Here is a 26,320-nt window from a genome sequence, read left to right as displayed (position 1 = left end):
CAGTCTGGGTGATGGGTCCAACATGTGAGCGCTAACAATCGAGCGGGGCCTGTGATGTGGGAGGGACAGCTATGCCGGAAGGGATGAGCCTGTGAAGAAGAGGTTTGTGGCCACTTTGAGTGGCGCCCTGCTGCTGCTCGGCCTCGCGGCGTGCGGCGGGCAAGGGGCGGGCGGGACCACTGACACCGCCAGTCAGCAGCCCAAGGATCTGACCATCGGCGTGTCGATGCCGACGCAGACGTCCGAGCGCTGGATCGCGGACGGCAAGGCGGTGAAGGAGAAGCTCGAGGCGAAGGGGTACAAGGTCGATCTGCAGTACGCGAACGACGACATCCCGACCCAGTCGCAGCAGGTCGATCAGATGATCACCCAAGGCGCGGACGTGCTGATCATCGCCGCGATCGACGGCACCGCGCTCAGCAGCCAGCTGCAGGCGGCGGCCGACAAGAAGATCCCGGTGATCGCGTACGACCGGCTGATCCGCGGCAGCAAGAACGTCGACTTCTACGTCAGCTTCGACAACTACAAGGTCGGCGTCGCCCAGGGCAAGGCGCTGCTTCGCGGCCTCGGCCTGGAGAGCCCGGACGGGTCGAAGGGCAGCAAGACCGGGCCGTTCAACATCGAGGTCTTCGCCGGCTCGCTGGACGACAACAACACCCATTTCTTCTTCGGCGGCGCGATGGACACGCTGAAGCCGTACATCGACAACGGGTCGCTGGTCGTCAAGTCGAAGCAGACCAAGCTCGATCAGGTCGCGATCCTGCGGTGGCAGCAGGAGACCGCGCAGAAGCGGATGGAGAACCTGCTGACCTCGAGCTACAACGACGGCGGCAAGGTCAGTGGCGTCCTCTCGCCGTACGACGGCATCTCGCGCGGCATCATCACCGCCTTGCAGAACGTCGGCTACGGCACGGCGGCGAACCCGATGCCGGTGGTCACCGGCCAGGACGCGGAGATCGCGTCGGTCAAGCTCATCAACACCGGTGTGCAGAGCTCCACGATCTTCAAGGACACCAGGCTGCTGGCCGAGCAGGCCGTCAACGCGTCGGTCGCGTTCCTGGAGAAGAAGACACCGGAGGCCAACGACACCAAGTCGTACGACAACGGTGTGAAGGTCGTCCCGGCGTACCTGCTGCCGATCCAGACCGTCTTCAAGGCAGACATCCAGAAGGAACTCGTCGACTCCGGCTACTACACGACCGCTGAGGTCGCCGCCGGTCAGGCGAAGTGACGACGGCCGGGCTCGGCGCGACGTTCCGCCGAGCCCGGCCGCGATCCGCGGCGGACGGTCTGATCGCGAAGGAGGCTGTATGAACGACGTCCTGCTCGAGATGCGGGGCATCACCAAGCGGTTCCCCGGTGTCAAGGCTCTCGAGGACGTCTCGCTCGCCGTCCGGCGCGGGGAGATCCACGCGATCTGTGGAGAGAACGGCGCCGGCAAGTCGACGCTGATGAAGGTGCTGTCCGGCGTCTACCCGACCGGGGATTACGACGGCGAGATCAGGTTGGACGGCAAGCCCGTCCACTTCGGTGGCATCCGGGACAGCGAAGCCGTCGGAATCGTCATCATCCACCAGGAGCTGGCGCTGGTGCCGTACCTGTCGATCGCGGAGAACATCTTTCTCGGCAACGAGCGTCGCGGGCGTGGCGGGCTGATCGACTGGAACCGGACCAACGCCGAGGCGCGCGAGCTGCTGACGTCGGTCGGACTCGACGAGAACCCGGTCTCGCCGGTGATCCAGCTCGGCGTCGGCAAGCAGCAGCTGGTCGAGATCGCGAAGGCCTTGTCGAAAGATGTCCGGTTGCTGATTCTCGACGAGCCGACGGCGGCGCTCAACGACGTCGACTCGGCCCACCTGCTCAACCTGCTCCGGCAGCTGCGGGACCGCGGGATCACCTGCATCATGATCTCCCACAAGCTGAGCGAGATCACCGCCATCGCCGACTCCACCACGGTGATCCGCGACGGCCGCACGGTCGAGACGCTCGACATGACCTCGGGGGAGGTCACCCAGGAGCGGATCATCCGTGGAATGGTCGGCCGCGACCTCGACAGCTTCTATCCCGACCGGGTCTCCGAGCCGGGGCCGGAAGTGCTGCGAATCGAGGATTGGACGGTGTGGCATCCGGTCCAGCAGCGCTTGGTCGTCGACGGCGCTTCGCTGACCGTGCGGGCCGGCGAGGTCGTCGGCATTGCCGGACTGATGGGCGCGGGACGCACCGAACTCGCGATGAGCGTCTTCGGCCGCGCGTACGGGCGCAACATCAGCGGCCGGTTGTACGTCCACGGCAAGGAGGTGCGGGCCCGGACCGTGGCCGAAGCGATCTCCAACGGCATCGCCTACGCCACCGAGGATCGCAAGCGGTACGGCCTGAACCTGATCGCCGACGTCCGTGCCAATGTGTCCGCCGCCGCGCTCGGCAAGCTGGCCCGGGCCGGCTGGATCAACGGCAACGAGGAGATCAAGGTCGCCGAGCAGGGCCGGCGCGAGATGAACATCAAGACGCGCACCGTGCTGGACACCGTCGGCACCCTGTCCGGCGGCAACCAGCAGAAGGTCGTGCTGTCCAAGTGGCTCTTCACGGATCCGGAAGTGCTCATCCTGGACGAGCCGACGCGCGGTATCGACGTCGGAGCCAAGTTCGAGATCTACACGATCATCAACCGGCTTGTGGCACAGGGGAAGGCGGTCATCGTCATCTCGTCCGAGCTCCCCGAACTGCTCGGGATGTGCGACCGGATCTACACCTTGTCGGCCGGTCGGATCACCGGCGAGTTGCCGGTGGGCCAGGCAACCCAGGAGAACCTGATGGCGCTCATGACGAAGGAGAAGGAGCTCGCCGGATGACCAGCACCAAACCTTCCGTACCGACGGAACAGCCATCAGCAGAGAGCGCCTCCGCCGCCGCGCTGCACGTCGGCAGCAGCGATCCGCTCACCCTGATCATGCGCAACCTGCGGCAGAGCGGCATCTACATCGCGTTCGTCGTGATCGTGGCGCTGTTCGCCTTCCTGACCAAGGGTGTCCTGCTCAGCCCGGGCAACATCACCAACATCGTGCTGCAGTACTCCTACATCCTGGTGCTGGCGATCGGCATGGTGATCCTGATCATCGCCGGTCATATCGATCTGTCGGTCGGTTCGATCGTCGCGTTGACGGGCGCGGTGTCCGCCGTACTGGTCGTCCAGCACGGGCAGCCGTGGTGGGTCGGCGTGGTGGCGGCCGTGGCGGTAGGCATCGCGGTCGGCGCCTGGCACGGCTTCTGGGTCGCGTACGTCGGTATGCCGGCGTTCATCGTGACTCTGGCAGGCATGTTGCTGTTCCGCGGCCTGACGTTGCGGGTGCTGGACAACGTGTCGTTGTCGCCGTTCCCGGCCGGATACCAGAAGGTCGCCAGCGGCTTCCTGAACGGCTTGCTCGGCGGGCACGGGTACGACGCGTTCACGCTACTCATTGCGGCGATCGCCGTCGCCGGGTACGCGGTCAGTGTGTTCCGCACCCGGTTGGCGCGGATCCGCTACGAGCAGCCGGTGGAGTCGTTCCCCCTGTTCGTCACCCGCGTGCTCGTGGTCGCCGCGGTCGTCATGTACTTCGCCTGGCAGCTCGCCCACGCCCGCGGTCTGCCGATCGTCCTGATCATCCTGGCCGTGCTGGTGATCGCCTACGGGTTGATGACGAACAACACCGTCTTCGGCCGCCAGGTCTACGCCATCGGCGGCAACCTGTCCGCCGCGATGCTGTCCGGTGTGAAGGTCCGCAAGGTCAACTTCTGGATCTTCGTCAACATGGGATTCCTGGCCGGGATCGCCGGCGTCATCTACTCGTCGCGGTCCAACGGCGCCCAGCCTGCTGCCGGGAACATGTTCGAACTCGACGCGATCGCGGCGGCGTTCATCGGCGGCGCGGCCGTCGCGGGTGGCGTCGGCACCGTGGTCGGGGCGATGGTCGGCGGTCTGATCATGGCGGTGATGAGTAACGGTATGCAGTTGATGGGTGTCGACCAGTCGACCCAGTCGGTCGTGAAGGGCCTGGTACTGCTGCTCGCCGTTGCCTTCGACATCTACAACAAGCGCCGCGCCGGAGCCGCCCGCTGACGGTGCAGACGGAGCATCCCTACTATTTCCCCATGGCGAGAGCGAGTGAAAGTGTGGGACGAGCTCCTAGCATGACGGATGTGGCCGCCGCGGCCGGCGTCTCGCACCAGACCGTGTCTCGCGTGCTGAACGGATCGGAGCTGGTTCGGGACGAGACTCGTGTCCGCGTGCTCGCGGCGATCGCGGAGTTGGGCTACCGGCGCAACAACGCGGCCAGGCTCCTCGTGACGAACAGGTCCCACCGCATCGGGATGATCTCGGCCCACCTGGTTCTGCACGGCCCCAGCATGATCGCTGTATCGGTGCAGGACGCCGGCCACAAGGCGGGGTACGACGTCTCACTGGTCGCGGTCGAGGACTTCTCGGCGCAGTCACTCCGCGAGGCCGTCGATCGCCTGCTGGATGAGGCCGTCGAGGCGATCGTCGTTGCCGTCGCCCACCGTCAGGCGCTCGAGCAGGTCAGCTCTCTCGAGGTGCCCGTCCCGGTGATCATCGTCCAGGGCGTGAGCGACGGACAGCCCATGGCGGTCGGCATCGAGCAAGAGGCAGGAGCCCGCGTGGCGGTGGAGCATCTGCTCGACCTCGGCCACCGTCACGTCGCCCATCTCACCGGACCGCTGGAATGGGTGGAAGCCGCCCAACGGCGCGCGGGCTGGCAACATGCGCACGAGGATCGGCACGTTCTGCCGGGACCCGAGCTCGCGGGCGACTGGTCGCCGCAGAGCGGTTATGAGGCGGGTCTGCGGATCGCCGAGGATCCCGACGTGACAGCGGTCTTCGCGGCCAACGACGGAATGGCCATGGGCCTGATGTACGCCTTGCACGAAAAGGGCCGCGACGTGCCCGGCGAGATCAGCGTCGTCGGCTTCGACAACGTGCCCGAGGCGCCGTACGTCTGGCCGGCGCTGACGACAGTCAATCAGGAGTTCTCCCTGCTCGGCCGGCGGGCTGTCGAACTGACCATGCAGGCGCTCGCGGGGGAGGCCGATCCGTCGACCCAGCTGATCCGTCCCGAGTTGGTCGTCCGGGACTCCACGGCCGCGCCCCGTCCGGCCGTTCGCGAGCGCTAACATCCAACATCCGTTCCTGGACTTCCGTCCTTGACAACAAAGAATGTTAGCGTTCACAATTTCGTCTCATGAGCCCTGCCGAACAGTTCGTTGTCGGAGTCGACTTCGGCACGCTGTCCGGCCGCGCCGTCGTCGTCCGTGTCTCCGACGGGGCCGAGCTCGGTGCCGGCGTGCACGAGTACGCGCATGCGGTGATCGACGACCAGCTGCCGGCGACCGGCCGGCGACTTCCGCCGGAGTGGGCGCTGCAAGTCCCCGACGACTACCGCGACGTACTGCGGATCGCCGTACCCGCCGCCGTCGCCGCAGCCGGGATCGACCCGACGCGAGTGGTCGGAATCGCCACCGACTTCACTGCTTGCACGATGGTCCCGTGCCTGGCCGACGGCACTCCGCTGAACGAGGTGGACGGGCTGGCGGACCGGCCGCACGCCTACGTGAAGCTGTGGAAGCACCACGCTGCACAGCCGCAGGCCGATCGCATTAACGAGCTCGCGCGTGAGCGGGACGAGAGCTGGCTGCCGCGGTACGGCGGGCTGATCTCGTCGGAGTGGGAGTTCGCCAAGGCGTTGCAGGTGTTCGAGGAGGACCGACCGCTCTACGACCGGATGGAGTGCTGGGTCGAGGCGGCCGACTGGATCGTGTGGCAGTTGTGCGGAAGCTATGTCCGCAACGCCTGCACTGCGGGCTACAAGGGCATCCTGCAGGACGGCCGGTACCCGTCGGCGGATTTCCTCGAGGGCCTCGCGCCCGGCTTCGGGGCATTCGTCGCGGACAAGCTGGAGCATCCGATCGGTCAGCTCGGTTCTGCGGCGGGCACGTTGACTGCCGAGGCGTCGGAGTGGACGGGTCTGCCGGCCGGCATCGCGGTCGCCGTCGGAAACGTCGACGCACACGTGACAGCGCCCGCAGCGCAGGCTGTCGACGCGGGGCAGATGGTCGCCATCATGGGTACGTCGACGTGTCACGTCATGAGCGCGGATGCGCTGCGTGAGGTGCCCGGCATGTGCGGTGTCGTCGACGGCGGCATCATCGCGGGACGCTGGGGTTACGAGGCGGGCCAGAGCGGTGTCGGCGACATCTTCGGCTGGTTCGTCGACAACGCCGTACCTCCGTCCTATCACGAAGCCGCGGCCGCGGCCGGGGAGTCGCTGCACGAGCACCTCACCGGGCTCGCGGCCAGGCAGGCCGTGGGCGAACACGGGCTCGTCGCGCTGGACTGGCACAGTGGCAACCGGTCGGTGCTCGTCGATCACGAGCTCTCGGGCCTGATCGTCGGGGAGACGCTGGCGACCCGGCCCGAGGACTGTTACCGGGCGTTGCTCGAGGCAACGGCGTTCGGGACGCGGGTGATCACCGAGACGTTCGGCGACAGCGGCGTACCGGTGCAGGAGCTGATCATCGCCGGCGGGCTGGCGAAGAACGCCCTGCTGATGCAGATCTACGCCGACGTCACCCGGCTGCCGCTCTCGATCATCGACTCCGAACAGGGACCGGCGCTCGGGTCGGCGATCCACGCCGCGGTCGCGGCCGGTGCCTATCCCGATGTTCCGACCGCGGCCAAGAGCATGGGCAAGGTGAGGCGCGGCGTGCACCTCCCCGACGAGGAGCGGGCCAAGGCCTACGACCAGCTGTTCGATCTGTACCTCGAGCTGCACGAGCACTTCGGGCGGAACAGCAGGCTGATGCGCAAGCTCAAGTCGATCCGGCGTGCTGCGGTGGAGGTCCGGTGAGCGTGATCGCGGAAGTTGCCGACACTCTGACCCGGTTGCGATCCGAGGTGGCGAAGTTGCACGCGCATCTTCCGGCGTACGGGCTGGTGGTCTGGACGGCGGGCAACGTGTCCGCCCGGGTGCCCGGTCACGACTTGATGGTGATCAAGCCGAGCGGAGTCCAGTACGACGAGCTGACACCCGCCAACATGGTCGTCTGCGATCTCGACGGCAGGGTCGTCGACGGTGAGCACGCGCCGTCCTCCGACACCGAGGCGCAGGCCTACGTCTACCGGGAGATGCCTCAGGTAGGCGGTGTGGTTCACACTCATTCGCCGTACGCCGTCGCGTGGGCCGCACGAGGCGAGCCGATCCCGTGCGTCACGACGATGTGCGCCGACGAGTTCGGCGGCCCGATCCCGGTCGGGCCCTTCGCGATCATCGGGGACGACTCGATCGGCCGCGGCATCGTCGAGACGCTCCGCGGCTCGCGCTCACCCGCGGTGCTGATGCAGAACCACGGCGTCTTCACGATCGGGCCGACCGCCCAGGCCGCGGTCAAGGCGGCGGTCATGTGCGAGGACGTCGCCCGCACCGTGCACCTCGCCCGCCAGCTCGGCGAGCCGATCCCCATCGAGCAGACCTCCGTCGACCGCCTCTTCGACCGCTACCAGAACGTCTACGGACAACGATGACCGCCGGAAGGACCACATGGCTGTGAACACCACCGAGGCTGCTCGAGAGGTCTGGTTCCTCACCGGCAGCCAGGGCCTCTACGGCCCGGGCACGCTCGACCAGGTTGCCGAACAGTCCCAGGCGGTCGCCAAGCGGCTCGCCGGCGCGAACCTGCCGGTGGAGATCGTCTGGAAGCCGGTGCTGCTCGACGCCGGCGCGATCCACCGGCAGATGCTCGAGGCGAACAGTACGCCGGAGTGCGTCGGCGTGATCGCCTGGATGCACACCTTCTCGCCGGCGAAGATGTGGATCGCCGGCCTCGACGCGCTCCGCAAGCCGCTGCTGCACCTGCACACGCAGGCCAACGTGGCGTTGCCGTGGGCAACGATCGACATGGACTTCATGAACCTCAACCAGGCCGCCCACGGCGACCGGGAGTTCGGCTACATCCAGTCCCGGCTGCAGGTGCCGCGCAAGACGGTGGCCGGACATGTCGAGTCGCCCGACGTCCAGGAGCGGGTCGGGCACTGGGCCCGCGCCGCGCTCGGCGTCGCGGAACTTCGATCCCTCGAGCTCGCCCGGTTCGGTGACAACATGCGCGACGTCGCCGTGACCGAAGGGGACAAGGTCGAGGCGCAGTTGCGGTTCGGCGTATCGGTGAACACCTACAGCGTCAACGAGCTCGTCGCAGCGGTCGACGGTGTGCCCGACGGCGAGATCGACCCCCTCGTGCAGGAGTACGCCGACACGTACACCGTCGCGCCCGAACTGCTGCCCGGCGGCGACCGGCACGAATCCCTGCGGTACGGCGCCCGGATCGAGCTCGGCCTGCGCTCGTTCCTGACCGACGGTGGGTTCGGCGCGTTCACCTCGAACTTCGAGGATCTCGGCGGGCTCCGTCAGCTGCCCGGTCTGGCCGTGCAGCGATTGATGGCTGACGGGTACGGATTCGGCGGCGAAGGCGACTGGAAGACGTCGGTGCTGCTCCGGGCGAGCAAGGCGATGGCGGAAGGGTTGCCGGGCGGCACGTCTTTCATGGAGGACTACACGTATCACCTGGTGCCTGGGGAGGAGAAGATCCTCGGCGCGCACATGCTCGAGGTGTGTCCGTCGCTCACGTCGGCCCGCCCGTCGCTGGAGATCCATCCGCTCTCGATCGGCGGCCGCGAGGATCCCGTCCGATTGCGCTTCACCGCCGATCCGGGCGCCGGTGTCGTCGTCGGGATCGCCGACCTGGGTGACCGCTTCCGGTTGACGGCGAACGTCGTACACCTCGTCGAGCCGGACGAGGCACTCCCGCGGTTGCCGGTCGCCTGTGCCGTGTGGGAGCCGGAGCCGTCTTTGGCCACGTCCGCCGAGTCCTGGCTGACGGCCGGCGGACCTCACCACACCGTCCTGACGACGGCCCTCGACCGCGAGGTGTACGAAGACTTCGCCGACATGCTTTCCGTCGAGCTGGCGGTCATCGACGCCTCGACCACGGTGCGCGAGTTCCAGCGCGAACTCCACTGGAACGACGTCTACCACCGCCTCACCAGAGCCGGCGCCCGCTGATGTTCGACGTTGGCGCAGCGGTTGAGGAGCTGCGCCGAACTGGCGAACACCTCCCGGCCGCACGGCTCCACCTGCTGACCGGAGGCGTCATTTCCTCCCGCGTCCCAGGCGCCGACCTGATCGTGATCAAGCCGCCTGGAGCTCCGATCGACCGCACGTTGGCGGATTCGGTCGTGGTCACGGACCTGTCCGGGAAGGTGCTCGACGGCGTGTTCGCGCCGTCGTCCGGGGGAGATGCCCACGCCGTCGTGTATCGAGAACTGCCCGCGGTACGCAGCATCGTGAACACCCGATCGACGCTGTCGCTGGCGTGGGCAGCGCGGGGAGAGCCGATCCCGCACCTGCCGACGGTCACGGACGAGTTCGGCGGCCCGATCCCGGTCGGTCCTGTGGTCTCGAGCCGGGGCGACGTCCTTGGCCGCGGAATCGTCGACACGGTGCGAACGACCGGGGCACGGGCTGTCCAGATGCCCGGCCACGGGCCCTTCACCATCGGTCAGACCGCAAGTGAGGCGATCAGAGTTGCCTTGCTGCTCGAGCAGCTGACCCGCAAACTCCACATCGCACGCCACCTCGGCACCGCCGAACCCCTTGACCCACACGACACCGACTGGCTAACCACCCGCGATAGAAGGACAGATGCCGGTTCTTGATCTCTCCGTGGCGCTCGTACCCTCTGGCTGGGTTGCTAGCGGTTGACGTAGCCCATGTGGGTCTCGTTGTAGCGGTTGCCGTGGACGCCGATGCGTTGGGCGAGGGTGTTGAGATCGGCGAGTTCGTCGGCCGACAGTGCGACTTGGGTGGATTCGGCGTTCTCCTGGATGCGGGAGGTACGCCGGGTTCCGGGGATGGGGACGATCCATGGCTGCTGGGCGAGCAGCCAGGCCAGCGCGATCTGCCCGGAGGTGACGTTCTTACGGCCTGCGAGCTCGGCGACGTGCTCGACGAGGCCGACGTTCGCGGCGAGATTGTCTTCTGCGAAGCGGGGTATCCGATTGCGGATGTCTCCGTCGGTGAACGTGGTCGTGGTGTCGACGGTGCCGGTGAGGAATCCCTTGCCGAGTGGGCTGAACGGAACCAGCCCGATGCCCAGTTCAGCCAGGACAGGCAGCACTTCTGCCTCGGGGTCGCGGGTCCACAGCGAGTATTCGGATTGCAGGGCGGTGACCGGCTGGACCGCGTGGGCGCGGCGGACCGTCCGGGCGGAGGCTTCCGAGAGTCCGAAGTGCCGGACCTTGCCTTCCTGGATGAGCTCGCTGACCGTGCCGGCGACGTCTTCGATGGGCACGTCGGGGTCGACGCGGTGCTGGTAGAACAGGTCGATCACGTCGGTTCGGAGCCGGGTGAGGGATTCGTCCGCGACCCGGCGAATCTGTTCGGGACGGCTGTTGAGACCTACGCTGATGTTGTCCTCGATCTGCCAGCCGAACTTGGTGGCGATCACGACCTGGTTCCTGATGGGTTGCAGGGCCTCACCGACGAGTTCTTCGTTGACGTAGGGCCCGTAGGACTCGGCGGTGTCGAAGAAGGTGACGCCGTGGTCGACGGCGGATCGCAGGACGGTGATCATGTCGTCGCGGGTGCCGGGGTTGGGTCCGTAGCTTTGGGACATGCCCATGCAGCCCAGCCCGATGGCCGAGACCTGGAGTCCTTGCCCGAGTGTTCTGGTGTGCATGATCAGCCTCCGTCGCCTTGGGTCGTTGGTCTCTGGTACGTCGACTGGGCCGGTTCCAGTTGTTGGTCGGTCGCGGCCCAGCTGGCCAGCAGGGCGAGGCGTTCCTGGCTCGGCGAGCCTGGCTCGGCGGTGTAGATGAGGAGCGACAGGCCGGGCTCAGCGGTCAGTTCCAGTCCCTCGTAAGTCAAGGTCAGGTCACCGACGATGTGGTGGTGGAAGTTCTTCGTGCCACTCCCGTGGCGGCGCACGTTGTGAGCACCCCAGCGGGTACGGAAGTCCTCGCTCATGGTGGACAGCTCGCCGATGAGGTCATGTAGCTGCTTGTCTCGCGGGTCTCGTCCCACCTCGATCCGCAGGATCGCGACGCTGACGTCGGCCGCGGCCTCCCAGTCGGGGTAGAAGGTGCGGGAGCGTTCGTCCAGGAAATTGAACCGGGCGAGGTTGCCCCGGCCGGGTCCGTCGAGGACGTGGTCGTAGAACGCTCGGCCCAGGCTGTTGGTGGCCAGGACCTCCATCCGGCCGTTGCGAACGAATGCAGGCCCAGCGGTGATGGCGTCCAGGGCCAGTTGGAGGCCGGGGCGAGGCGTCCATTGCTTGGGCTTGCGTCGTGGTACTGCAGTGGTAGATCCGTTGGCGGCGCGGGCGAGGTCGAACAAATGTTCGCGTTCGGCCTCGTCGAGTTGCAGGGCACGGGCGATCGCGTTCAGGACGCTGTCGGAGACACCGCCGATGTTGCCGCGCTCGAGCCGGGAGTAGTACTCGATGCTGACGTCGGCCAGCATCGCCACCTCGGTACGTCGCAGTCCAGGCACGCGCCGGTTGCTGCCGGCCGACAGCCCTGCATTGTCGGGCGTGAGGCGGGCGCGTCGAGTGGTGAGGAACTCACGTACCTGTTGCCGGATGTCCACGACTACGACGCTACGACGTCAAGTGCCCGCAAGGGATGCCCTGCCAGTGCACCTTTCAGCAATGCCTCGCGCCAACCCAAGGACGTGGGGTCGGTGCTCTGACCCAGAGCGCCTCCGAGGATCGCGTGCAGCACCTGGCGGAGAAGGACTTCCTCGAGCAGAAGTACGACCTGCTCCGCTCCTACCTCACCGCCGCCCTCCGCTACGGCTGACCTCAGACCGACCCGTTACGAATGGCCGTGCATGAGCGGCAGCGGTCGTGACCTCCAGAGTTCCGTGCAAGACGAGGTACGCCGTACGCGCGGTAAACGGCCCGAACCGCGCACTCGCACTGAACCGTTGGTGACAACCCAGGTGGGGTCATTCGGGCAGGAGTACCTGCACCTGGTCGCGGATCTCCTGCACGACGTCGTCGACCGGTTTGGCGGCGTTGATGGTGGCGGCCATGCTGATGAACATGATCGCGGAGACGATGTGCGCGCGTGCCGCGGCGTCCTGCGGGCTGGTGCGCCCGTCTCGCCGTAGGACGGTGGCGATCGCTTCCTCGGTTTGCATGGTCAGGTCGAGGGCGTCGCGGTGGTGGGGTTCGGCGGGGTCGCCGAAGACGATCTCCCGCAGGTAGGTCCGCCCGTTGTCGACCTGTTTGCGGTTGCATTTCACCACGGGGCGGACGATCGCCATGACGGCGTCGAGGGTGTCTGTGATGCTCTCGGCCGCTGACGTGCCCTGTTGGAGTGCGTCGGCGTAGGTCGAGTTCTGCACGAGCAGGAGCAGTTCGCCCTTGGACTTGGCGTAGAGGAACAGGGTGCCCGCCCCGATGTCGGCCTTGTCGGCGATCTCCTGGGTGGTGACCTCGTCGACGCCGCGCTCGGCGAAGAGCTCGCTGGCGGCTGCGGTGATGCGGTCGAGCTTGTCCTGCTTGTTCCGCTCGCGTCGACCGGGCGACTGGGAGGGCGACTTGGAGGGCGACTTGGAGGCGAGGGGCATGGCTGCCGCCCTTCGTTGCTGAGTGGACTCGGATCTGCCGACGCTCATTCTTTCACGGCGGCAAGGCGGTCCTGGTGGCACGGATCTCCGGGTGGAGCGCCTCGACACGGTCGCTGAGGTCCGCCTTGATCTGCTCCGCGGGCGAACCGCAGCGCGGGCGATGCGTTATCGCTGGTAGTGCGGGAGCTCCTTGCCGTCTTTCACGTAGGTCAGTGCGTCGGTGACGTCGTAGGCGTGAATGGCGGAGGCAAACGGAGCCAACCTGTTTGACAGGCTCGCGACCTCGGGGCCTTGGAAGAAGGCCGCCCGCGCCGCAGGATCCGCGAAGCCCAGGAGAAGGGAGGCGTGGAACCGCTGGTCGGCAGGGTTGTCGTGCGCGACGTTCGGGGTGTCCCAGAGCTTCTCGTTCCAGGGCATGAAGACCTGGGTCCTGAGTTCCCTCAGCACGCCAGCGCCGGCGAGCGTGCGGGCGAGCTCGTTGACGTGCTTGCGGAACGCGCCGGTGCGGACTCCGTCTCTTCGCCTCAGGTAGAGCAGGGCTCGGGCAGCGGGGCTCTCGCCCGGCCGCGCGACGGCGTACCAGCGCGCCGAGCTCGGCGGTCCGGCGTACAGAAGAGTGCGCCGGAACACGTTCACCTCGTCCTGGAACGCCAGCCTGGTCTGTTTGCGGCCCAGCAGCGGGGACAGGACGGAGCCGAACGTCACCTCGGCGACCCCGTCGATCCGGCGGTCGTCCGGGATCGCGGTCTCGACGCCGCGGGTCGCGGGCCACAGCCCGGGGTTGTGCTCGGCCAGGTGGATCTGGCGGTATTCCTCGAAGCCTGGCGTGGCGGAGATGATCTTGGAGTGCGGACCCTTCCAGTAGTCCATGCCCGTCTCCCGCGGTTGGTCGGTGCGCATCCACAGCGGGATCGATGAAACGAACGGCTTCTTCGCGTAGGGATGGCTCGTAGCCATGTTCATTGCCTGCGTTCGGTCGGTGGGAGCGGTCAGCCGGCGAGGAACTCGACCGCGATCGGAGCGAACTTCTGGTGGTACTGGAAGATGCCGCCGTGCCCGGAGTCGGGGTAGATGATCAGCTCCGAGTCGTTGATGCGGCGGTGCAGGTCCTCGGACAGGACCGAGGGCACCATCCGGTCGTTGTCACCGTTCGCGATCAGGGTGGGCTGCGTGAGCTTCGACAGATCGGCCGGGGCCGAACGCCCGAACTTCTGGATCGCCTTCAGCTGGGTGCGGAACGCGCGCACCTTGATGTCGGCGTCGCGGTCGACGGTGCGCTCCTGCAGGCGCTGCACGAAGGCGCGAGCAGCGGGCTTGCCGGTGGCGTTGCGGTTGAAGAACAGGAACTCCTTCGGGTCCTGCCGCGTCAAGGTCGCGCGCAGGATGTCCCAGTAGGTGACGCCGACGACCTTGTCGATGTCCTTGCCGCCCCTGGGTCCGGTGCCGGTCAGAACGAGCTTGCGGACAAGCTCGGGGTGTTTGACCACGAGATCCTGCGCGATCATGCCGCCCAGCGAGAAGGCGAAGATGTCGATCTTGTCGAACCCGAGGGCTTTGATGAAGGTGTAGGCGTCGCCGGCCATTTCCTCGACGCCGCCAGGAACGCTGCCGCTGGAGGCGCCGACGCCGCGGTTGTCGAAGGTGATGACGTGACGATTCTGCGCGATGGGGTCGACGATCCGGGGGTCCCAGTTGTCCAGAGTTGCGGCCAGGTGCACGAAGAAGACGACGGGGATACCGCCCTTCGGCCCGAGCTCCCGGTAGGCATAGGTGACGCCGCCGGCGGTGATGGTGCGGGCCGGGGCATGCGCGTACGAAGTAATGACAGGTTCGTTCGAGGTCTCGGTGTTGCTCATGATGGTCTCCTGTTTTCTGGTCTTGTGGATGGTGAGAGGGGCTTTCAGGCCCGAGTGATGACGGCCTTGCCGCGGATGCCGCCCTTGCCAAGCGATTGCACGGCCTCCACGGTCTGGTCGAAGTCGAAGACGTGTCCGACGACGGGACGCAGCAGGCCGCTGTCGACGAGGGCGGTGATCTGGCGGAGTTGGTCGCCGCTGGCGCGCATGAAGAGGAACTCGTACGTCACGCCGAGCTTCTTCGCCTGCCTGCGGATCTTTCGGCTGAGTGCGGCGATCGCGAGGCGCAGTACCGGGTTCATTCCTGCCTCTGCGGCGAACGCTGGGTCGGGCGGTCCGGCAATGCCGATCGCCTTGCCGCCGGGCCGTAGAACCCGCAGGGACTTCTCGAGGTTTGTCCCGCCGAGGCTGTCCAGCACGAGGTCGTACCCGTCCAGGAGCTGTGCGAAGTCCTGGTTGCGATAGTCGATGACGGTGTCGGCGCCGAGCTCGCGGACGAAGTCGACGTTGCCCGCGCTGACCGTCGTGGCGACGGTGGCGCCGAGGTGCTTGGCGAGCTGGATCGCGACAGTACCGACGCCACCGGCACCGGCATGGATCAGCACCCGCTGGCCGGGCCGAACATTGCCCTTCTCGACCAGCGCCTGCCATGCGGTCAGGGCCACCAGCGGCAGCGAGGCAGCCTCCTCGAAGGTGACCGTCGCCGGCTTGAGCGCCAGATCGTCCTCGATCACCGCGATGCGTTCCGCGAACGTGCCGATCCGGTCCTTGTCCGGCCGGGCGTACACGTGGTCGCCGACTGCGAACCCAGCGACATTGGCGCCGACGCCGACCACGGTCCCCGCGACATCGTTGCCCATGACCTGCGGCAACTCGTACCGCAGGAACGACTTGAACGCCCCCGACCGGATCTTCTCGTCCAACACGTTGAGGCCGGCGGCCTGCACCTGGACGAGCACGTCGCGCTCGCCCACCACGGGCTCGGGGACATCCGCTTCCTGCAGCGGCCCCTTGTACTTGCTGACGACGAACGCTCGCATGGCGACCTTCCTCCTGGGTCTGACGCTGCTCTGTTGGCTTGCTCAGGTCTCACCAGCGCGCCGAACCCGAACACAGTCAATAATGAGCCTACTCATAAATCTTGTCAACTAGCCTCAATTATGAGTACAGTCACTAATTGGCAGTCGGAAGGTCCTTCCCTTGCCGAAACGGCATCTAAACCTCAGGAGCCCGTGATGACAGCAGCTCAGCAGGTCGCGCTCGTAACAGGCGCGTCCTCAGGTATCGGCAAGGCGACGGCGATCGCACTCGCCACCGCGGGTTTCCAGGTGATCGGCACCGGCCGCAACACCGCGCGATCCACCGCAGCCGCCGGGGTGACCTACCTCGACCTCGACGTGACCAACGACGAATCGGTGGCCGCTGTGGTCAAGGAGGTGATCGACCGGTTCGGGCACATCGACGTCCTGGTCAACAACGCCGGCGTCGGCGCCACCGGCGCAGCCGAAGAGTTCTCCATCGCCCAGACACAAGACATCTTCGACATCAACGTCTACGGCGTCATGCGGATGACCAAGGCGGTCCTGCCACACATGCGCGCGGAGCGGCACGGGCGCATCATCAACGTCTCCTCCCTCAGCGGGTTCGTCCCCAGCCCGTTCATGGCCCTCTACGTCTCGACCAAGCACGCGATCGAGGGCTACTCCGGGTCGCTGGACCACGAGGTCCGCGGCTACGGCGTCCGGATCCTGCTCGTCGAGCCCGGCCCGATCAACACCCCGTTCGGAGCCCATAGCGTGCAGGCAGACACCCCGCTGCCGCTCTACGAGGCGGGACGGCGCAACTACGAGGAGGTGCTGGCGAAAAACACGAGCAACGGCGACGACCCCACCGTCGTGGCCAAGACAATCGTCTCGGCGGCCACCGACCCGAACCCGAAACTGCGACGCACCGCCGGCTCGACGGCCGGAACCGTCAGCGCGCTCCACCGCATCGCGCCGGCCCGGATCTTCGACCGCATCATCCGCAGATTCAACCGCATGCCGAGCTGACGCTCTTAGAGCGGGCGGAGGTGGCCGTCATGGTCACGGAATCTTGCCTGTGACTTGTGCTTGGTGGGCTTACCGTTGGTGTCGGCTTCGGCGACCCAGGTGGAGATCTGTCCCTAGGATCTACCTGAGCCAAGCTGACGACCACAGTCGCCGCCATCGCTTCGGTCGGTCCGCGACCTGCCTACATTCCAGCGATGACGGATGAGCCATTGGTCGCGGCTTCCGGGACCGGTACGGCGACGGGCGTCGTCTTCGGGACCGGTACGGCCGCCGCTGCTTCTCTGCTCAGGAAGGCGCCGAGTTCGCCGATCGTGCTCATCAGCGGCGCTGGGAACACGACGGTGGTGTTCTTGTCGACGCCGATCTCGACCAGGCTTTGCAGGTTGCGCAGTTGCAATGCGAGCGGGTGCGCCATCATGGTGTCGGAGGCGTCTCCAAGTGCGGCGGCCGCGAGGGCCTCGCCCTCTGCGGAGATGATCTTGGCGCGCTTCTCCCGCTCGGCCTCGGCCTGACGAGCCATCGCGCGCTTCATGCTGTCGGGTAGCTGGATGTCTTTCAACTCGACGAGAGTCACAACGACACCCCACTCGACCGTGGCCACATCGAGGATCTCGCGGATGTTGACGTTGATGACGTCGGTCTCCGACAGGGTCTCGTCCAGCGTGTGCTGACCGACAACCTTGCGCAGCGTGGTCTGGGCGATCTGGTTGATCGCGGCTTCGACGTTCTCGATCGCTACGACCGACTTGACCGCGTCGACGACGCGGTAGTAAGCGACAGCAGAAACGTCGACGCTCACGTTGTCCTTGGTGATGATGCCCTGTGACTGGATCGGCATCGTGACGATCCGCAGTGACACCTTCCGCAGGATGTCCACCAGCGGCACGATCAGCGTCAGCCCCGGGTTCTTCACCTCCTTGACCTTGCCCAGCCGGAAGAGCACCCCGAGCTCGTACTGCGTGACGATCCGGACGGACAACGCCAGTCCGATCACGATCACGACGGCGAGAATGATCAGGAACAGGGTCATGGTGCACTTCCTTCGTTTGAGCGGCCAGAGCGGCCACGTCTCCAGTGTTGCTCTGCGGTCGATACGGGCAGCGCCGCTACCGTCATCGCGCGTCTTGAGGTGTGCGCTCGAGGCGTAGGGCCACGCGGGTCAGGGCGCGCAGTGCGGCCAGGGTTTCCGCGATCTCCTGATGGGAGCTGGGCGGATGGACGGTCCGGAAGAGGTCGTCGCGGAGGACTCGGATTCCCTCCAGGTTGGCAGGGTTGAGCGACGACGGTCCGGCCGCGGGTCGCCAAGTCGATCAGTGCGGGCGCTGCTGCAGGTCGCCTACCTGTGGAGGTCGGGCAGTTCTGACGGAGCGACGCTGATACGGAAGACTGGGAACTGCCCGGCGATCCGGTCGAACTCCGCAAGCGGGGCGTGCCGGTCGACCGGCACATGGGCCAGTGCTCCGGGCGCGCAGTCCAGGTAGCGGCGCAGAATGGGCGCGCGGGCGTCGACCTCGACGCTTTCCAGGTAGACAGCCTCGCGCAGGCCGTGGCGCAGGATCACCCGCCCGCAGGCCGCGTGGACGTTGCGCACCCAGTTCGCGTTCTTTCCGAGCATCGATACCAGATAACGCTCGCCCTGGTAGTCCGCGACGACGAGTGGGAAGGAGATGAGGCGGCCGGTGCGCCGTCCGGGTACGTCCAAGGTGACCCAGCTGCGTCGCGCGAATAGGCCAGTCGCGAATTGGATGGCCGAGACTCGGTTCATCGTTCGCGCTAGGCCGTTCGGGTGCCCGCCACGGTACAGCCAGCGGTCGAACCGGTGGAGGCGCTTCGCCTCACGAGCGTTTCTCTGACTGCTCACGAAACTCACGCTGGCACAGGCCCCGCCGGCCAACCAGGGCCGAAGGTCACCTCGACTGTGGACCGAAGGAGATCAACGCACGAGGCGGTCCTCGGTCACTGTCCGAGCCGACCGGCCACGAAACCGCAGATATCTATGGTGGCGGGGTTAGACATTGCAAGGTGGAGGGTGTAGCGTTCCTCGTGTTGACAGAGGAGAACAGCGAAGCTGACGTGGACAGCTATCGATCTGTCCAAAGGTTGTGAAGTGGTATGACGGCGGACTCCGCCGGGCCGATCAGTGAAGGGGCTCGGGTTTCACGCCAGGATCCGTCAGGGGCACTGGGGCCAGTGGTTGAGAAGGGTTCCGGTCTCGACGGATGGAAGTAGCAGTTCGTAGTTGAAGTAGCGGTAGTTGTTGTTCGAGAGAGAAGGGATCGGATTACGCCGTCGGATCGCCCGCCAGTGCCTGTACTTTGCCGGGCGGGTGCCGTAGTTCCATCGGATGGGAAGGTGGTCTTCGGTTACGCATTCAGCGATCCCCGCAGTGATGGCCTTCACGTGGCGCGCTGCGGACATGCAAGGCCGGCCTTTCGGCCGGTAGATGGTGACAATCCAACAACCCCTGGGCCCCGGTGCTTCGGCACCGGGGCCCTCGGCATGGAGGTTCGATGAACCCAGACCTGCACATGGAGACCCCGATGAGTTCAACCCCGGATAGGCCGGCCAGTTTCGACGATGACGACTATCCGGCCTTCACGATGGGGCGGGCTGCGGAGATGCTCGGTACGACGCCGGGATTCTTGCGGAGCCTGGACGAGGCGAAACTGATCGCTCCGCAACGCTCCGACGGCGGCCACCGCCGCTACTCCCGCTACCAGTTGCGTCTAGCCGCTCGGGCCCGTGAGCTCGTTGACGAAGGCACTGCGCTCGAGGCGGCGTGCCGGATCATCATCTTGGAGGACCAGCTCGCCGAGGCTCTGCGTATCAACGAGCAGCGACGGGAACAGGGCTAGCCCCAGCCAGAGGGATCCGCCGTCGAGAGCCTGACGGAACCCAGGCCTCCGGTGCGACGCGAAGCCAGGTGGATCAGCAACTTGACTAGTGCAGAGAATCCGGCCCTCGGATCGCTCGACGCTGTCTCTGGCTGGTTTGTACGAGGTCTGGTACGACAAGTCGCTGCCCGACGACGACCCGAATCGCGTCGTGCCGACGTACACGATCCCCGCAACACGACGTCGACCAGCTGCGGTCTCTGATGGTGCCGCCGGTCGACAGCAGTCTCGACATGTACGCGGTATCGAAGGCCGTGAACATCGTGAAGAACAACGGGCCGGAGCTCCTGGAGCCGCTGCCTGTTGAAGGGTGAATCGTCCGGGGTGCCTCGGTGACGCCGGCTGGATGGGCGGCGTGCTCCACTTCGGGGACCTGCCCGACCAGCGATGATGACATGGGCCAGCAACTCGGGCGCGACCACCTCCTCCTCGAACCACCCAGGGTGGGGATCCGAGTGCCTCCTCTAGTCGAGGGGGGCGCTGGGGGCGACGAAGACGATCTTGCCGTTGATCGGGGCGGTGGCGGCTTCGGCGTGCACCTGGGCCACTCCGGCCAGCGGCACCCGCCGGGTCGCACCGAGGTGCAGCTTGCCGGCGTCAAGCAGGGTCACCAGCTGGGCGAGCTGTTCGGCGTCGGGACGGAAGAAGAGGTTGATTCCCCGTACGCCGCGAGCCTCGTCGGACGCAGCTGGCATCCACACGGTGGTGTTGACCAGAACGCCGCCGTCCCGGATGACGCCGGCCTGGGCGGCCATCTGTTCCGGGGTGATCGGGGCGAAGTTGAGCACGGCGTCGACCGGCTCGGACAGCTCCGGGATCCCGGGGCCGTGGATCTCGTCGGCGCCGGCTGTCTTGGCCTGCTCGGAGCTGCCCGGGCCGGTGGTGGCGATCACGTATCCGCCGGCGTTCTTGGCCAGCTGCACCGCGTAGCCGCCGACGACGCCGCCCGCGCCGTTGATCAGCACCCGCTGGCCGGTGGTCAGCTTCGCGTGGTCGAACAGCGCCTGCCACGCGGTGAGCCCGACCAGCGGTAGTCCGGCGGCGTCCACCAGCGGGATGCTTGTGGGGGCTGCCGCCAGAAGCCGGGCCGGCGCGATGACGTACTCGGCGGCTGCGCCGGTGCTGGTCAGCGGCAGGGCGCCGATCACCCGGTCGCCGATGTCGAAGCCGGTCACGTCCTCGCCGAGCGCGTCGACCGTGCCCGCGATGTCGATGCCGGGGGTGTGCGGCAGCTGGATCGGGATGGGGCCCTGCATGACACCGGCGCGGATGTTGCCCTCGACCGGGTTGAACGACGTCGCGGCCACCCGGATCCGGATCTCGCCGATGCCGGGGGCCGGTTGGTCTACGTCTTCGTAGCGCAGGACCTCTGGGGTGCCGTACTCGTGGAAACGCACTGCCTTCATGACGGGCCTCGTCTTTCTGATTCGTTGTGCTTCGATTTCGAAGCACTTCTGTCCAATAGCAAGCTCCGAATTCGAAGCAAGCAGGGTGTGGTGCGTGACAGCCGGCTCAGCCGGGGTTACTGCCGGTCGGCAGAACTGTCCTCGTTACTCGCGGCGGCCAGAGCACGCAGCTTCGCGTGGCTCGCGGAGCCGGGGACAGGCATGAAGACCAGCAGCGCCTGGCGCTGCGCCGGACAGACCAGCAGATGGCGATACAGCGCCAACCCGCCCAGTGCGATATGCCGATAGCACCTCGGGTGGTGCCGAACGGGGACACCCACCTCGACGAGGTAGCGTTCACGCGCTGACGGGTCGCTCAACCATCGATCGACCAGAAACTGCGACGATCCGCCGGTCCGGGTGTAATCGCCGAACAGGGCGATCGCCGGACGGGTCTGCAGCAACACCTCGCCGAACCGGGAGAACACCGTCGCGGGGTACTCCGGCAGGTGCTCGACGATGAGCTCCAGGACCGGGCTGGCTCGGTGATCGGGCCGGCCGGGTGCCGCCTCGTCAGGGCGCTGCTGGAGAAAGTGCGCCAGTATTTCCTGATCCACGGTGCTCACCGCCTTCCCGGTTCGACCACTCAAGCGTGGCGCAGAACGGGAGGCGGGTGAATGTTCTCGTCATCCACGGTATGACAGACCATGGATAAGAGGTTCAGGCTCGGCTCACGCCTCGTCCCCGGCCATGGTGACCAGCCGCCGGAGCTTGGCCTCGCTCGGTGATCCGGGTTCGGCCATGAAGACCAGCAGATCCTGCTCCTCGTCGGGATCCACCAGCCGCCGGCTGTACAACTCCAACTCGCCGAGTTCCGGATGACGGTAGCGTTTGAGCTCGTGGTGATGGGTGACGTCCACCTCGTGCCGCCGCCAGACCTCGGCGAACTCGGGGCTGACCGCCAGCAGCGCGTCGACGATCTCCCCGGCGATGCCCGCCGGATCGGTCGTGTACGCCGCCCGCAGGTCCACGGTGAAGACCCGGGCGCGTACGTCATGGTCCTCGGGCGGATAGATGGCACGCTGGGCCGGGTCGGTGAACCAGCGATAGACCAGGTAGCGCGACATGCCGTCGAAACGGGTGTAGTCACCGAACAGCGCCACCGCCGCCGGGGTCTGCAGCAATGCCTCACCGAACCGGGAGAACACGATTGCAGGCGTGTCCGAGAGTTCCTCCGCGATGGTCCTGATGGCCAGACTGACCCGGTCGTCCTGAAGGATGCGCCGCGGAGCCGCGTGCCCGCCGAGGGCGAACAGGTGCCCCCGCTCGCTCGGGCTGAGCCGCAACGCCTGGGCCACGGCGGCCAGTATCTGCTCGGACGGCATCGGGCCGCGCTTCTGCTCAAGCCGGCTGTAGTAGTCGGCCGACATGCCGGCCAGTACCGCGACCTCTTCGCGCCGCAGCCCACCGGTACGACGCCGGGCGCCCCGCGGCAGTCCCACCTCCTCCGGCTGCAGAGCTTCCCGGCGAGCCCGGAGAAAGTCCGCCAGCAACGCGCGATCCATCGCTCTCGCCCGCCTCAGCCGATCTGGTTGCGCCGCGCGCGAGGCGGGGCGGAGCGGGGCGGAGCGGCACGCATGTGGTCGCGGACCCGAGTGATCAGGCCGCGCTTGTCCAACAAGCCCGCCTGATAGGTCAGCCCGCTACGGCTGTACACGACACCATCGGCCAGATCGGTCATCCTCGGCTTGCCCCCGGGGCGCGTCGACTGACCTCCACCAGAGCGAAGTACGCACCAAGCTGCTCAACGCTCAGGCCTGGCGTCGCTTCCCTCATCCCGCGATAGTACATGCTTTGAATTCGAAGTTATTCACAGGCAAGCGCGCGCCCGGCTAGCACGTGGGCCGGCCGTCCAGCATGGCTCTGCCTCTGGGGAAGCACTGACGCGCCCGCCAAGTCCGCGGCGCCGTTGTTCCCGGTTGCGGTCGGCAGCGCCGGTCCTCCGAGCGAGCTAAGGCTCGACCAGTCGACGCACAGCCTCCACGATCGTGGCCCGTCTCGCGGCATGCTCGCGCGGGCCCAGGTCGGTGATCTCCGGGGTTTGCAGCGTCCACATCGAGGCGGTGTTGATGATGAGCATCAGCAGTTCCGGGGCGGTGAAGCGGTTGGAGATCCGGCCTTCGTCCTGGGCCCGTTGGATCGTGTCGATCTTCGCCCGGTTCGCCTTGGTGATGGCCTCGATCGACGTCCCGCCTTCCCGCTGTTCCAAGGTGTGCCAGGCGGCGAGGCGCATCACGTCGGGATTGGCGGTCTGGCCGTCGAAGAGGGTGCCCGCGTACTCCGGAAGTTCGTCCGCCGAGATCGGTGCCTCCTTGGTCGTCTGCTCGACAACCTGGTCGAATACGGCTTCGAAGAGCATTTCCTTGCTGGCGAAGTAGGTGTAGACGAGGCCTGGGCTGCACCCCGCCCGGCCGGCGAGCCGGTCGATCCTCGCACCGGCGATGCCGTGTTCGGCGAACTCGGCCAGCGCGGCGTCCAGTAGGGCACGGCGCTTGGCCTCGGGGTCTCTGGATGCCATGCACCCATCTTATTGAGTGAACGTTCATTTGACAACTGGAGATGGCCATGGTTGCCTGGATCCATCGAACTAAATGAACGTTCACTTAGGAGTCGAGATGGACATCCCCTCGCAGTTGGGCAGGCATGCACTGGTCACCGGCGGCACTGGCGGGATCGGGTTCGAAACGGCGGTGGCGCTGGCCAAGGCTGATGCCGAGGTGGTGATCGCTGGACGGGCGAAGGCCAAGGTTGACCAGGCGGTCGCCGCGGTGCGTGAGGCCGTTGGCACCGCCAAGGTGGAGGGCCTGGTGCTCGACCTCGCCTCACTGGCATCGATCGAGAGCGCCGCCTCCGCCGTGGTCGCAGGCGGGCGGCCACTGGACTTGCTGATCAACAACGCGGGGATCATGGCGGTGCCAGAGCGCAGGGAGACCGCCGACGGGTTCGAGCTGACCTTCGGGACCAATCACCTCGGGCACTTCGCGCTTACCGGACGCCTGCTGCCGGCCCTGCTCGCCGCGCCCGCGGCCCGGGTTGTGACGGTGAGCGCGAAGGTGTCGCGGAACAAGGGCGCGACGCTGAAGGATCCGCTGAGCCTGGAGTCCTACGAGTCGGGGATGGCCTCGTACACGAAGTCGAAGCTGGCGAACGTGGTCTTCACGCTGGAGCTGGCGCGGCGGGCGGCGGGAACCGGGATTACCGCCGTCGCCGTGCACCCAGGCACGAGCAGTACAGGGCTTCAGCAGCACCTTCCGAGGTACATGCAGGTCATTGCGTCGATGGTGCTCGAGCGATTCGTGGGCCAGAGCCCGGCTGACGCGGCCCGGCCTTCCGTCTACGCCGCGACCAACTCCGGCGTCAAGGCAGGCGACTTCGTCGTGCCGGACGGGCGCGCCGAGCTCCGCGGGGTTCCGCATGTCGCCGAGATGCCCCCGGCCGCCACCGATCCCGCCGTCGGACGTGAGCTGTGGGAGCTGTCCGAAAAGCTCACGCACGTCACCTACGCCTTCCACTGAAAGATTCGTGCCGGTTCGGCGCGATGGCCCTGAATGTCCGGTCCCGTCAAGGTGCCGGTGATGGTCAAAATGCACGCTCGATGTCGGGCTCGAAAGCCCGCGGATTTGGAGGTACTTATGAACCTCGGTGTGATTCTCGGAGGCGGCGGCGAGGTCGGAATCGCCTGGGAGACAGGCGTACTCGCGGCCCTGGAGCAGACCGCCGGCCTGAATGTGCACGCGAGCTCGGTCATCGTCGGAACCTCAGCCGGCTCGGTGGTCGGAGCCTCGATCGCCACAGGCAAAACCGCCAAGGAGCTGTACGCGCGGGAGGTGAGCGGAGACGTCGAGTCCCCTTCACCCGAGGAGTACGGCGACCCGCGGACCCGCGGCGACATCCTGTTCAACGGTCCGGCCAAGATCTCACCCGAAGTGGCCGGTCTGCTCATGAACAAGGAGGGCACACCCCAGGAGCAGGCCAGGGCACTTGGTGCCGTTGCCCTGCGCACCGAAACCCTGATCGACCAGGCCCGGTTCTCGACCCACCTCGCGAACGTGCTGGGGACGAACGAGTGGCCGGATGTCGACTTCCGGCCGACGGCGGTCGACGGGATCAGTGGCGAGACCGTGCTCTGGCAGAAGTCCGACGGTATCGAGTTCGCCGCCGCCGTCGCCTCGTCGCTCGCGGTCCCCGGACTCTTCCCGCCGATCCACCACGGCGACGGAGCATACATCGACGGCGCCCGAGATGCCTTCTCCCCTCAGCTCGCGAAGGAGAAGAGCCTCGACGCAATCCTCTTCGTCGGATTGTGGCTGCCGATTCTGGCCAACAACGAGATGGACGCGCTCACGAAACTCACCGAACAGGGCATCCGGGTCGAGTCCATCACGGGCGGAAAGGGCGTCCACGAGGAGTACGGCAACCGGCTCGTGGACTTCTCGGTCCGGCCGCAGGCAGCTGAGCTCGGCTACCAGGACGGTCAGGATGCCGCGGAGCGAGTGCGCGCCCTTCTCTCCGAATAACAGATGACTCCAGAGAAAGAAGCACAAAATGTCCAAGGTTTGGTTCGTGACCGGCAGTTCTCGTGGACTGGGCCGGGCGATCGTCGAGAAGGCCCTCGATGCCGGCGATCGGGTGGTGGCCACCGCGCGCAAGCCGGAGCAGCTCGCAGAGCTCGCCAGCTACGGCGACCGCGTACTCCCGGTGGCGCTGGACGTCACCGATGACAACAACGTGCGGAAGGCCGTCGAACAGGGCCTGAATGCCTTCGGCCGCTACGACGTCGTGGTCAACAACGCCGGCTACGGCGACCTCGCCTCCGTCGAAGACGTCACCCTCGACGACTTCCGGGCTCAGATCGACACGAACTTCTTCGGCGTCGTCCGGGTCACCAAGGCCGTCGTCCCGATCCTGCGCGAGCAGGGTGCCGGGCACATCTTCCAGGTCTCCTCGCTGGGCGGCCGGATCGGCTCCGTAGGCCTGGCCGCCTACCAGAGCGCCAAGTGGGCCGTCGGTGGCTTCTCCACTGTGCTGGCCCAAGAGGTCGCGCCGTTCGGGCTCAAGGTGACCGTCCTCGAACCGGGCGGCATGCGAACTGATTGGGCCGGCTCGTCGATGACCATCCCGCCGGTCAGCGAGCCGTACCGGCAGACCGTCGGCGTGTTCGCCGACATGCTGCGCAATTCCGACCCGGACGCCGCGCGGCCGAACTCCGCCGACCCCGCCCGTATCGCGACGATCATCGCCGAGTTGGCCGGCCGCGACGACGCACCGGTGCGCATCCTCCTCGGCAAGGACGCCGTCCAGTACTGGGACAACGCCGCCGCGGCGCTGGCCGAGTCCGACGCGAAGTGGCGCGACGTTTCCGAGTCGGCCTGGGCCTGAGAGCCTTTCGCTCCCCGC

26 protein-coding genes are annotated in these 26,320 nt (G+C 66.8%); 14 read left to right on the top strand and 12 right to left on the bottom strand.

Annotation, left to right across the window (positions count from 1 at the left end; genetic code table 11):
- Nucleotides 1–106: 106 nt before the first annotated feature.
- The 8 genes from chvE to EV650_RS15925 all read left to right on the top strand — a co-directional run bounded on the left by chvE (nt 107) and on the right by EV650_RS15925 (nt 9,760).
- Nucleotides 107–1,231, top strand: a complete 1,125-nt coding sequence (gene chvE / locus EV650_RS15960; protein WP_238174225.1) for a multiple monosaccharide ABC transporter substrate-binding protein — start codon at nt 107–109, stop codon at nt 1,229–1,231.
- A 79-nt stretch (nt 1,232–1,310) separates the two neighbouring features.
- Nucleotides 1,311–2,849, top strand: coding sequence for a multiple monosaccharide ABC transporter ATP-binding protein (gene mmsA / locus EV650_RS15955; protein ID WP_134119529.1), 1,539 nt, complete (start codon nt 1,311–1,313; stop codon nt 2,847–2,849).
- Nucleotides 2,846–4,096, top strand: a complete 1,251-nt coding sequence (gene mmsB / locus EV650_RS15950; RefSeq protein ID WP_134119528.1) for a multiple monosaccharide ABC transporter permease — start codon at nt 2,846–2,848, stop codon at nt 4,094–4,096. The genes mmsA and mmsB overlap by 4 nt, the downstream gene beginning before the upstream one ends.
- A gap of 71 nt (nt 4,097–4,167) precedes the next feature.
- Nucleotides 4,168–5,166, top strand: coding sequence for a LacI family DNA-binding transcriptional regulator (locus tag EV650_RS15945; protein WP_134119527.1), 999 nt, complete (start codon nt 4,168–4,170; stop codon nt 5,164–5,166).
- Between the two features lie 68 nt (nt 5,167–5,234).
- Nucleotides 5,235–6,899 carry a ribulokinase gene (gene araB, locus EV650_RS15940; RefSeq protein ID WP_134119526.1) on the top strand — a complete coding sequence of 555 codons (1,665 nt, stop codon included), beginning with the start codon at nt 5,235–5,237 and terminating at the stop codon, nt 6,897–6,899.
- A complete protein-coding gene (locus EV650_RS15935; protein ID WP_134119525.1) occupies nt 6,896–7,573 on the top strand; it encodes an L-ribulose-5-phosphate 4-epimerase in 678 nt (225 codons plus the stop codon). Before araB ends, EV650_RS15935 begins: the two co-directional genes overlap by 4 nt.
- Nucleotides 7,574–7,589: 16 nt before the next feature.
- Nucleotides 7,590–9,107 carry an L-arabinose isomerase gene (araA, locus tag EV650_RS15930; protein WP_134119524.1) on the top strand — a complete coding sequence of 506 codons (1,518 nt, stop codon included), beginning with the start codon at nt 7,590–7,592 and terminating at the stop codon, nt 9,105–9,107.
- Nucleotides 9,107–9,760, top strand: coding sequence for a class II aldolase/adducin family protein (locus EV650_RS15925; RefSeq protein WP_134119523.1), 654 nt, complete (start codon nt 9,107–9,109; stop codon nt 9,758–9,760). Before araA ends, EV650_RS15925 begins: the two co-directional genes overlap by 1 nt.
- A 35-nt stretch (nt 9,761–9,795) precedes the next feature.
- Here EV650_RS15925 and EV650_RS15920 read toward each other — a convergent pair whose 3' ends face one another.
- Nucleotides 9,796–10,782, bottom strand: coding sequence for an aldo/keto reductase (locus EV650_RS15920; protein WP_134119522.1), 987 nt, complete (start codon nt 10,780–10,782; stop codon nt 9,796–9,798).
- A 2-nt stretch (nt 10,783–10,784) separates the two neighbouring features.
- Nucleotides 10,785–11,690, bottom strand: a complete 906-nt coding sequence (locus EV650_RS15915; protein WP_134119521.1) for a helix-turn-helix transcriptional regulator — start codon at nt 11,688–11,690, stop codon at nt 10,785–10,787.
- 35 nt (nt 11,691–11,725) lie between these two features.
- Between EV650_RS15915 and EV650_RS40370 the strand changes: the two genes are divergently transcribed.
- Nucleotides 11,726–11,902: a hypothetical protein gene (locus EV650_RS40370; RefSeq protein ID WP_166678151.1), complete on the top strand. Its 177-nt coding sequence runs from the start codon at nt 11,726–11,728 to the stop codon at nt 11,900–11,902.
- A 148-nt stretch (nt 11,903–12,050) separates the two neighbouring features.
- Here the strand turns inward: EV650_RS40370 and EV650_RS15910 are convergent, their stop codons facing one another.
- The 4 genes from EV650_RS15910 to EV650_RS15895 all read right to left on the bottom strand — a co-directional run bounded on the left by EV650_RS15910 (nt 12,051) and on the right by EV650_RS15895 (nt 15,573).
- Entirely contained in the window at nt 12,051–12,677 is a 627-nt protein-coding gene (locus EV650_RS15910) for a TetR/AcrR family transcriptional regulator (RefSeq protein ID WP_134119520.1), read from the bottom strand.
- Between the two features lie 165 nt (nt 12,678–12,842).
- The gene (locus EV650_RS15905) at nt 12,843–13,634 is read right to left on the bottom strand and encodes a strictosidine synthase (protein WP_134119519.1); all 792 of its coding nucleotides are present in this window, start codon (nt 13,632–13,634) and stop codon (nt 12,843–12,845) included.
- A gap of 32 nt (nt 13,635–13,666) precedes the next feature.
- A complete protein-coding gene (locus tag EV650_RS15900) occupies nt 13,667–14,533 on the bottom strand; it encodes an alpha/beta fold hydrolase (protein WP_134119518.1) in 867 nt (288 codons plus the stop codon).
- Nucleotides 14,534–14,577: 44 nt separating this feature from the next.
- The gene (locus EV650_RS15895; protein ID WP_134119517.1) at nt 14,578–15,573 is read right to left on the bottom strand and encodes an NADP-dependent oxidoreductase; all 996 of its coding nucleotides are present in this window, start codon (nt 15,571–15,573) and stop codon (nt 14,578–14,580) included.
- 195 nt (nt 15,574–15,768) lie between these two features.
- Here EV650_RS15895 and EV650_RS15890 point away from each other — a divergent pair, with 195 nt between their 5' ends.
- Nucleotides 15,769–16,584 (top strand): oxidoreductase, encoded by an 816-nt coding sequence (locus EV650_RS15890; RefSeq protein ID WP_134119516.1) that lies wholly within the window; start codon nt 15,769–15,771, stop codon nt 16,582–16,584.
- Between the two features lie 181 nt (nt 16,585–16,765).
- Here EV650_RS15890 and EV650_RS15885 read toward each other — a convergent pair whose 3' ends face one another.
- Complete coding sequence (locus EV650_RS15885; protein WP_134119515.1) at nt 16,766–17,614, bottom strand: slipin family protein; 849 nt, start codon at nt 17,612–17,614, stop codon at nt 16,766–16,768.
- Between the two features lie 306 nt (nt 17,615–17,920).
- A complete protein-coding gene (locus EV650_RS15880; protein ID WP_202874531.1) occupies nt 17,921–18,445 on the bottom strand; it encodes a nitroreductase/quinone reductase family protein in 525 nt (174 codons plus the stop codon).
- 679 nt (nt 18,446–19,124) lie between these two features.
- On the opposite strand from EV650_RS15880, the gene EV650_RS15875 reads away from it, so the two are divergent.
- Nucleotides 19,125–19,439 (top strand): MerR family transcriptional regulator, encoded by a 315-nt coding sequence (locus tag EV650_RS15875; protein WP_134119514.1) that lies wholly within the window; start codon nt 19,125–19,127, stop codon nt 19,437–19,439.
- 503 nt (nt 19,440–19,942) lie between these two features.
- Here the strand turns inward: EV650_RS15875 and EV650_RS15870 are convergent.
- The 4 genes from EV650_RS15870 to EV650_RS15850 all read right to left on the bottom strand — a co-directional run bounded on the left by EV650_RS15870 (nt 19,943) and on the right by EV650_RS15850 (nt 23,441).
- The gene (locus EV650_RS15870) at nt 19,943–20,884 is read right to left on the bottom strand and encodes an NADP-dependent oxidoreductase (protein ID WP_134119513.1); all 942 of its coding nucleotides are present in this window, start codon (nt 20,882–20,884) and stop codon (nt 19,943–19,945) included.
- Between the two features lie 116 nt (nt 20,885–21,000).
- Nucleotides 21,001–21,480 (bottom strand): MmyB family transcriptional regulator, encoded by a 480-nt coding sequence (locus tag EV650_RS15865; protein WP_134119512.1) that lies wholly within the window; start codon nt 21,478–21,480, stop codon nt 21,001–21,003.
- A gap of 114 nt (nt 21,481–21,594) precedes the next feature.
- Nucleotides 21,595–22,428: a helix-turn-helix transcriptional regulator gene (locus EV650_RS15860; RefSeq protein ID WP_134119511.1), complete on the bottom strand. Its 834-nt coding sequence runs from the start codon at nt 22,426–22,428 to the stop codon at nt 21,595–21,597.
- Between the two features lie 446 nt (nt 22,429–22,874).
- Nucleotides 22,875–23,441 (bottom strand): TetR/AcrR family transcriptional regulator, encoded by a 567-nt coding sequence (locus tag EV650_RS15850; protein WP_134119510.1) that lies wholly within the window; start codon nt 23,439–23,441, stop codon nt 22,875–22,877.
- A 97-nt stretch (nt 23,442–23,538) separates the two neighbouring features.
- Here EV650_RS15850 and EV650_RS15845 point away from each other — a divergent pair, with 97 nt between their 5' ends.
- The 3 genes from EV650_RS15845 (at nt 23,539) to EV650_RS15835 (ending at nt 26,302) form a co-directional block, all read left to right on the top strand.
- Nucleotides 23,539–24,438: an oxidoreductase gene (locus tag EV650_RS15845; RefSeq protein ID WP_134119509.1), complete on the top strand. Its 900-nt coding sequence runs from the start codon at nt 23,539–23,541 to the stop codon at nt 24,436–24,438.
- Nucleotides 24,439–24,555: 117 nt separating this feature from the next.
- On the top strand, nt 24,556–25,440 hold the full coding sequence (locus EV650_RS15840) for a patatin-like phospholipase family protein (RefSeq protein WP_166678149.1): 885 nt from the start codon (nt 24,556–24,558) through the stop codon (nt 25,438–25,440).
- A 28-nt stretch (nt 25,441–25,468) separates the two neighbouring features.
- Complete coding sequence (locus EV650_RS15835; RefSeq protein ID WP_134119507.1) at nt 25,469–26,302, top strand: SDR family NAD(P)-dependent oxidoreductase; 834 nt, start codon at nt 25,469–25,471, stop codon at nt 26,300–26,302.
- The last annotated feature ends 18 nt before the right edge of the window (nt 26,303–26,320 follow it).

The organism is Kribbella kalugense, assembly GCF_004365875.1.
Lineage (GTDB): Bacteria > Actinomycetota > Actinomycetes > Propionibacteriales > Kribbellaceae > Kribbella > Kribbella kalugense.
Note: the sequence above shows the minus strand (reverse complement) of the source record. Positions and strands in the feature narration are given on the sequence as shown.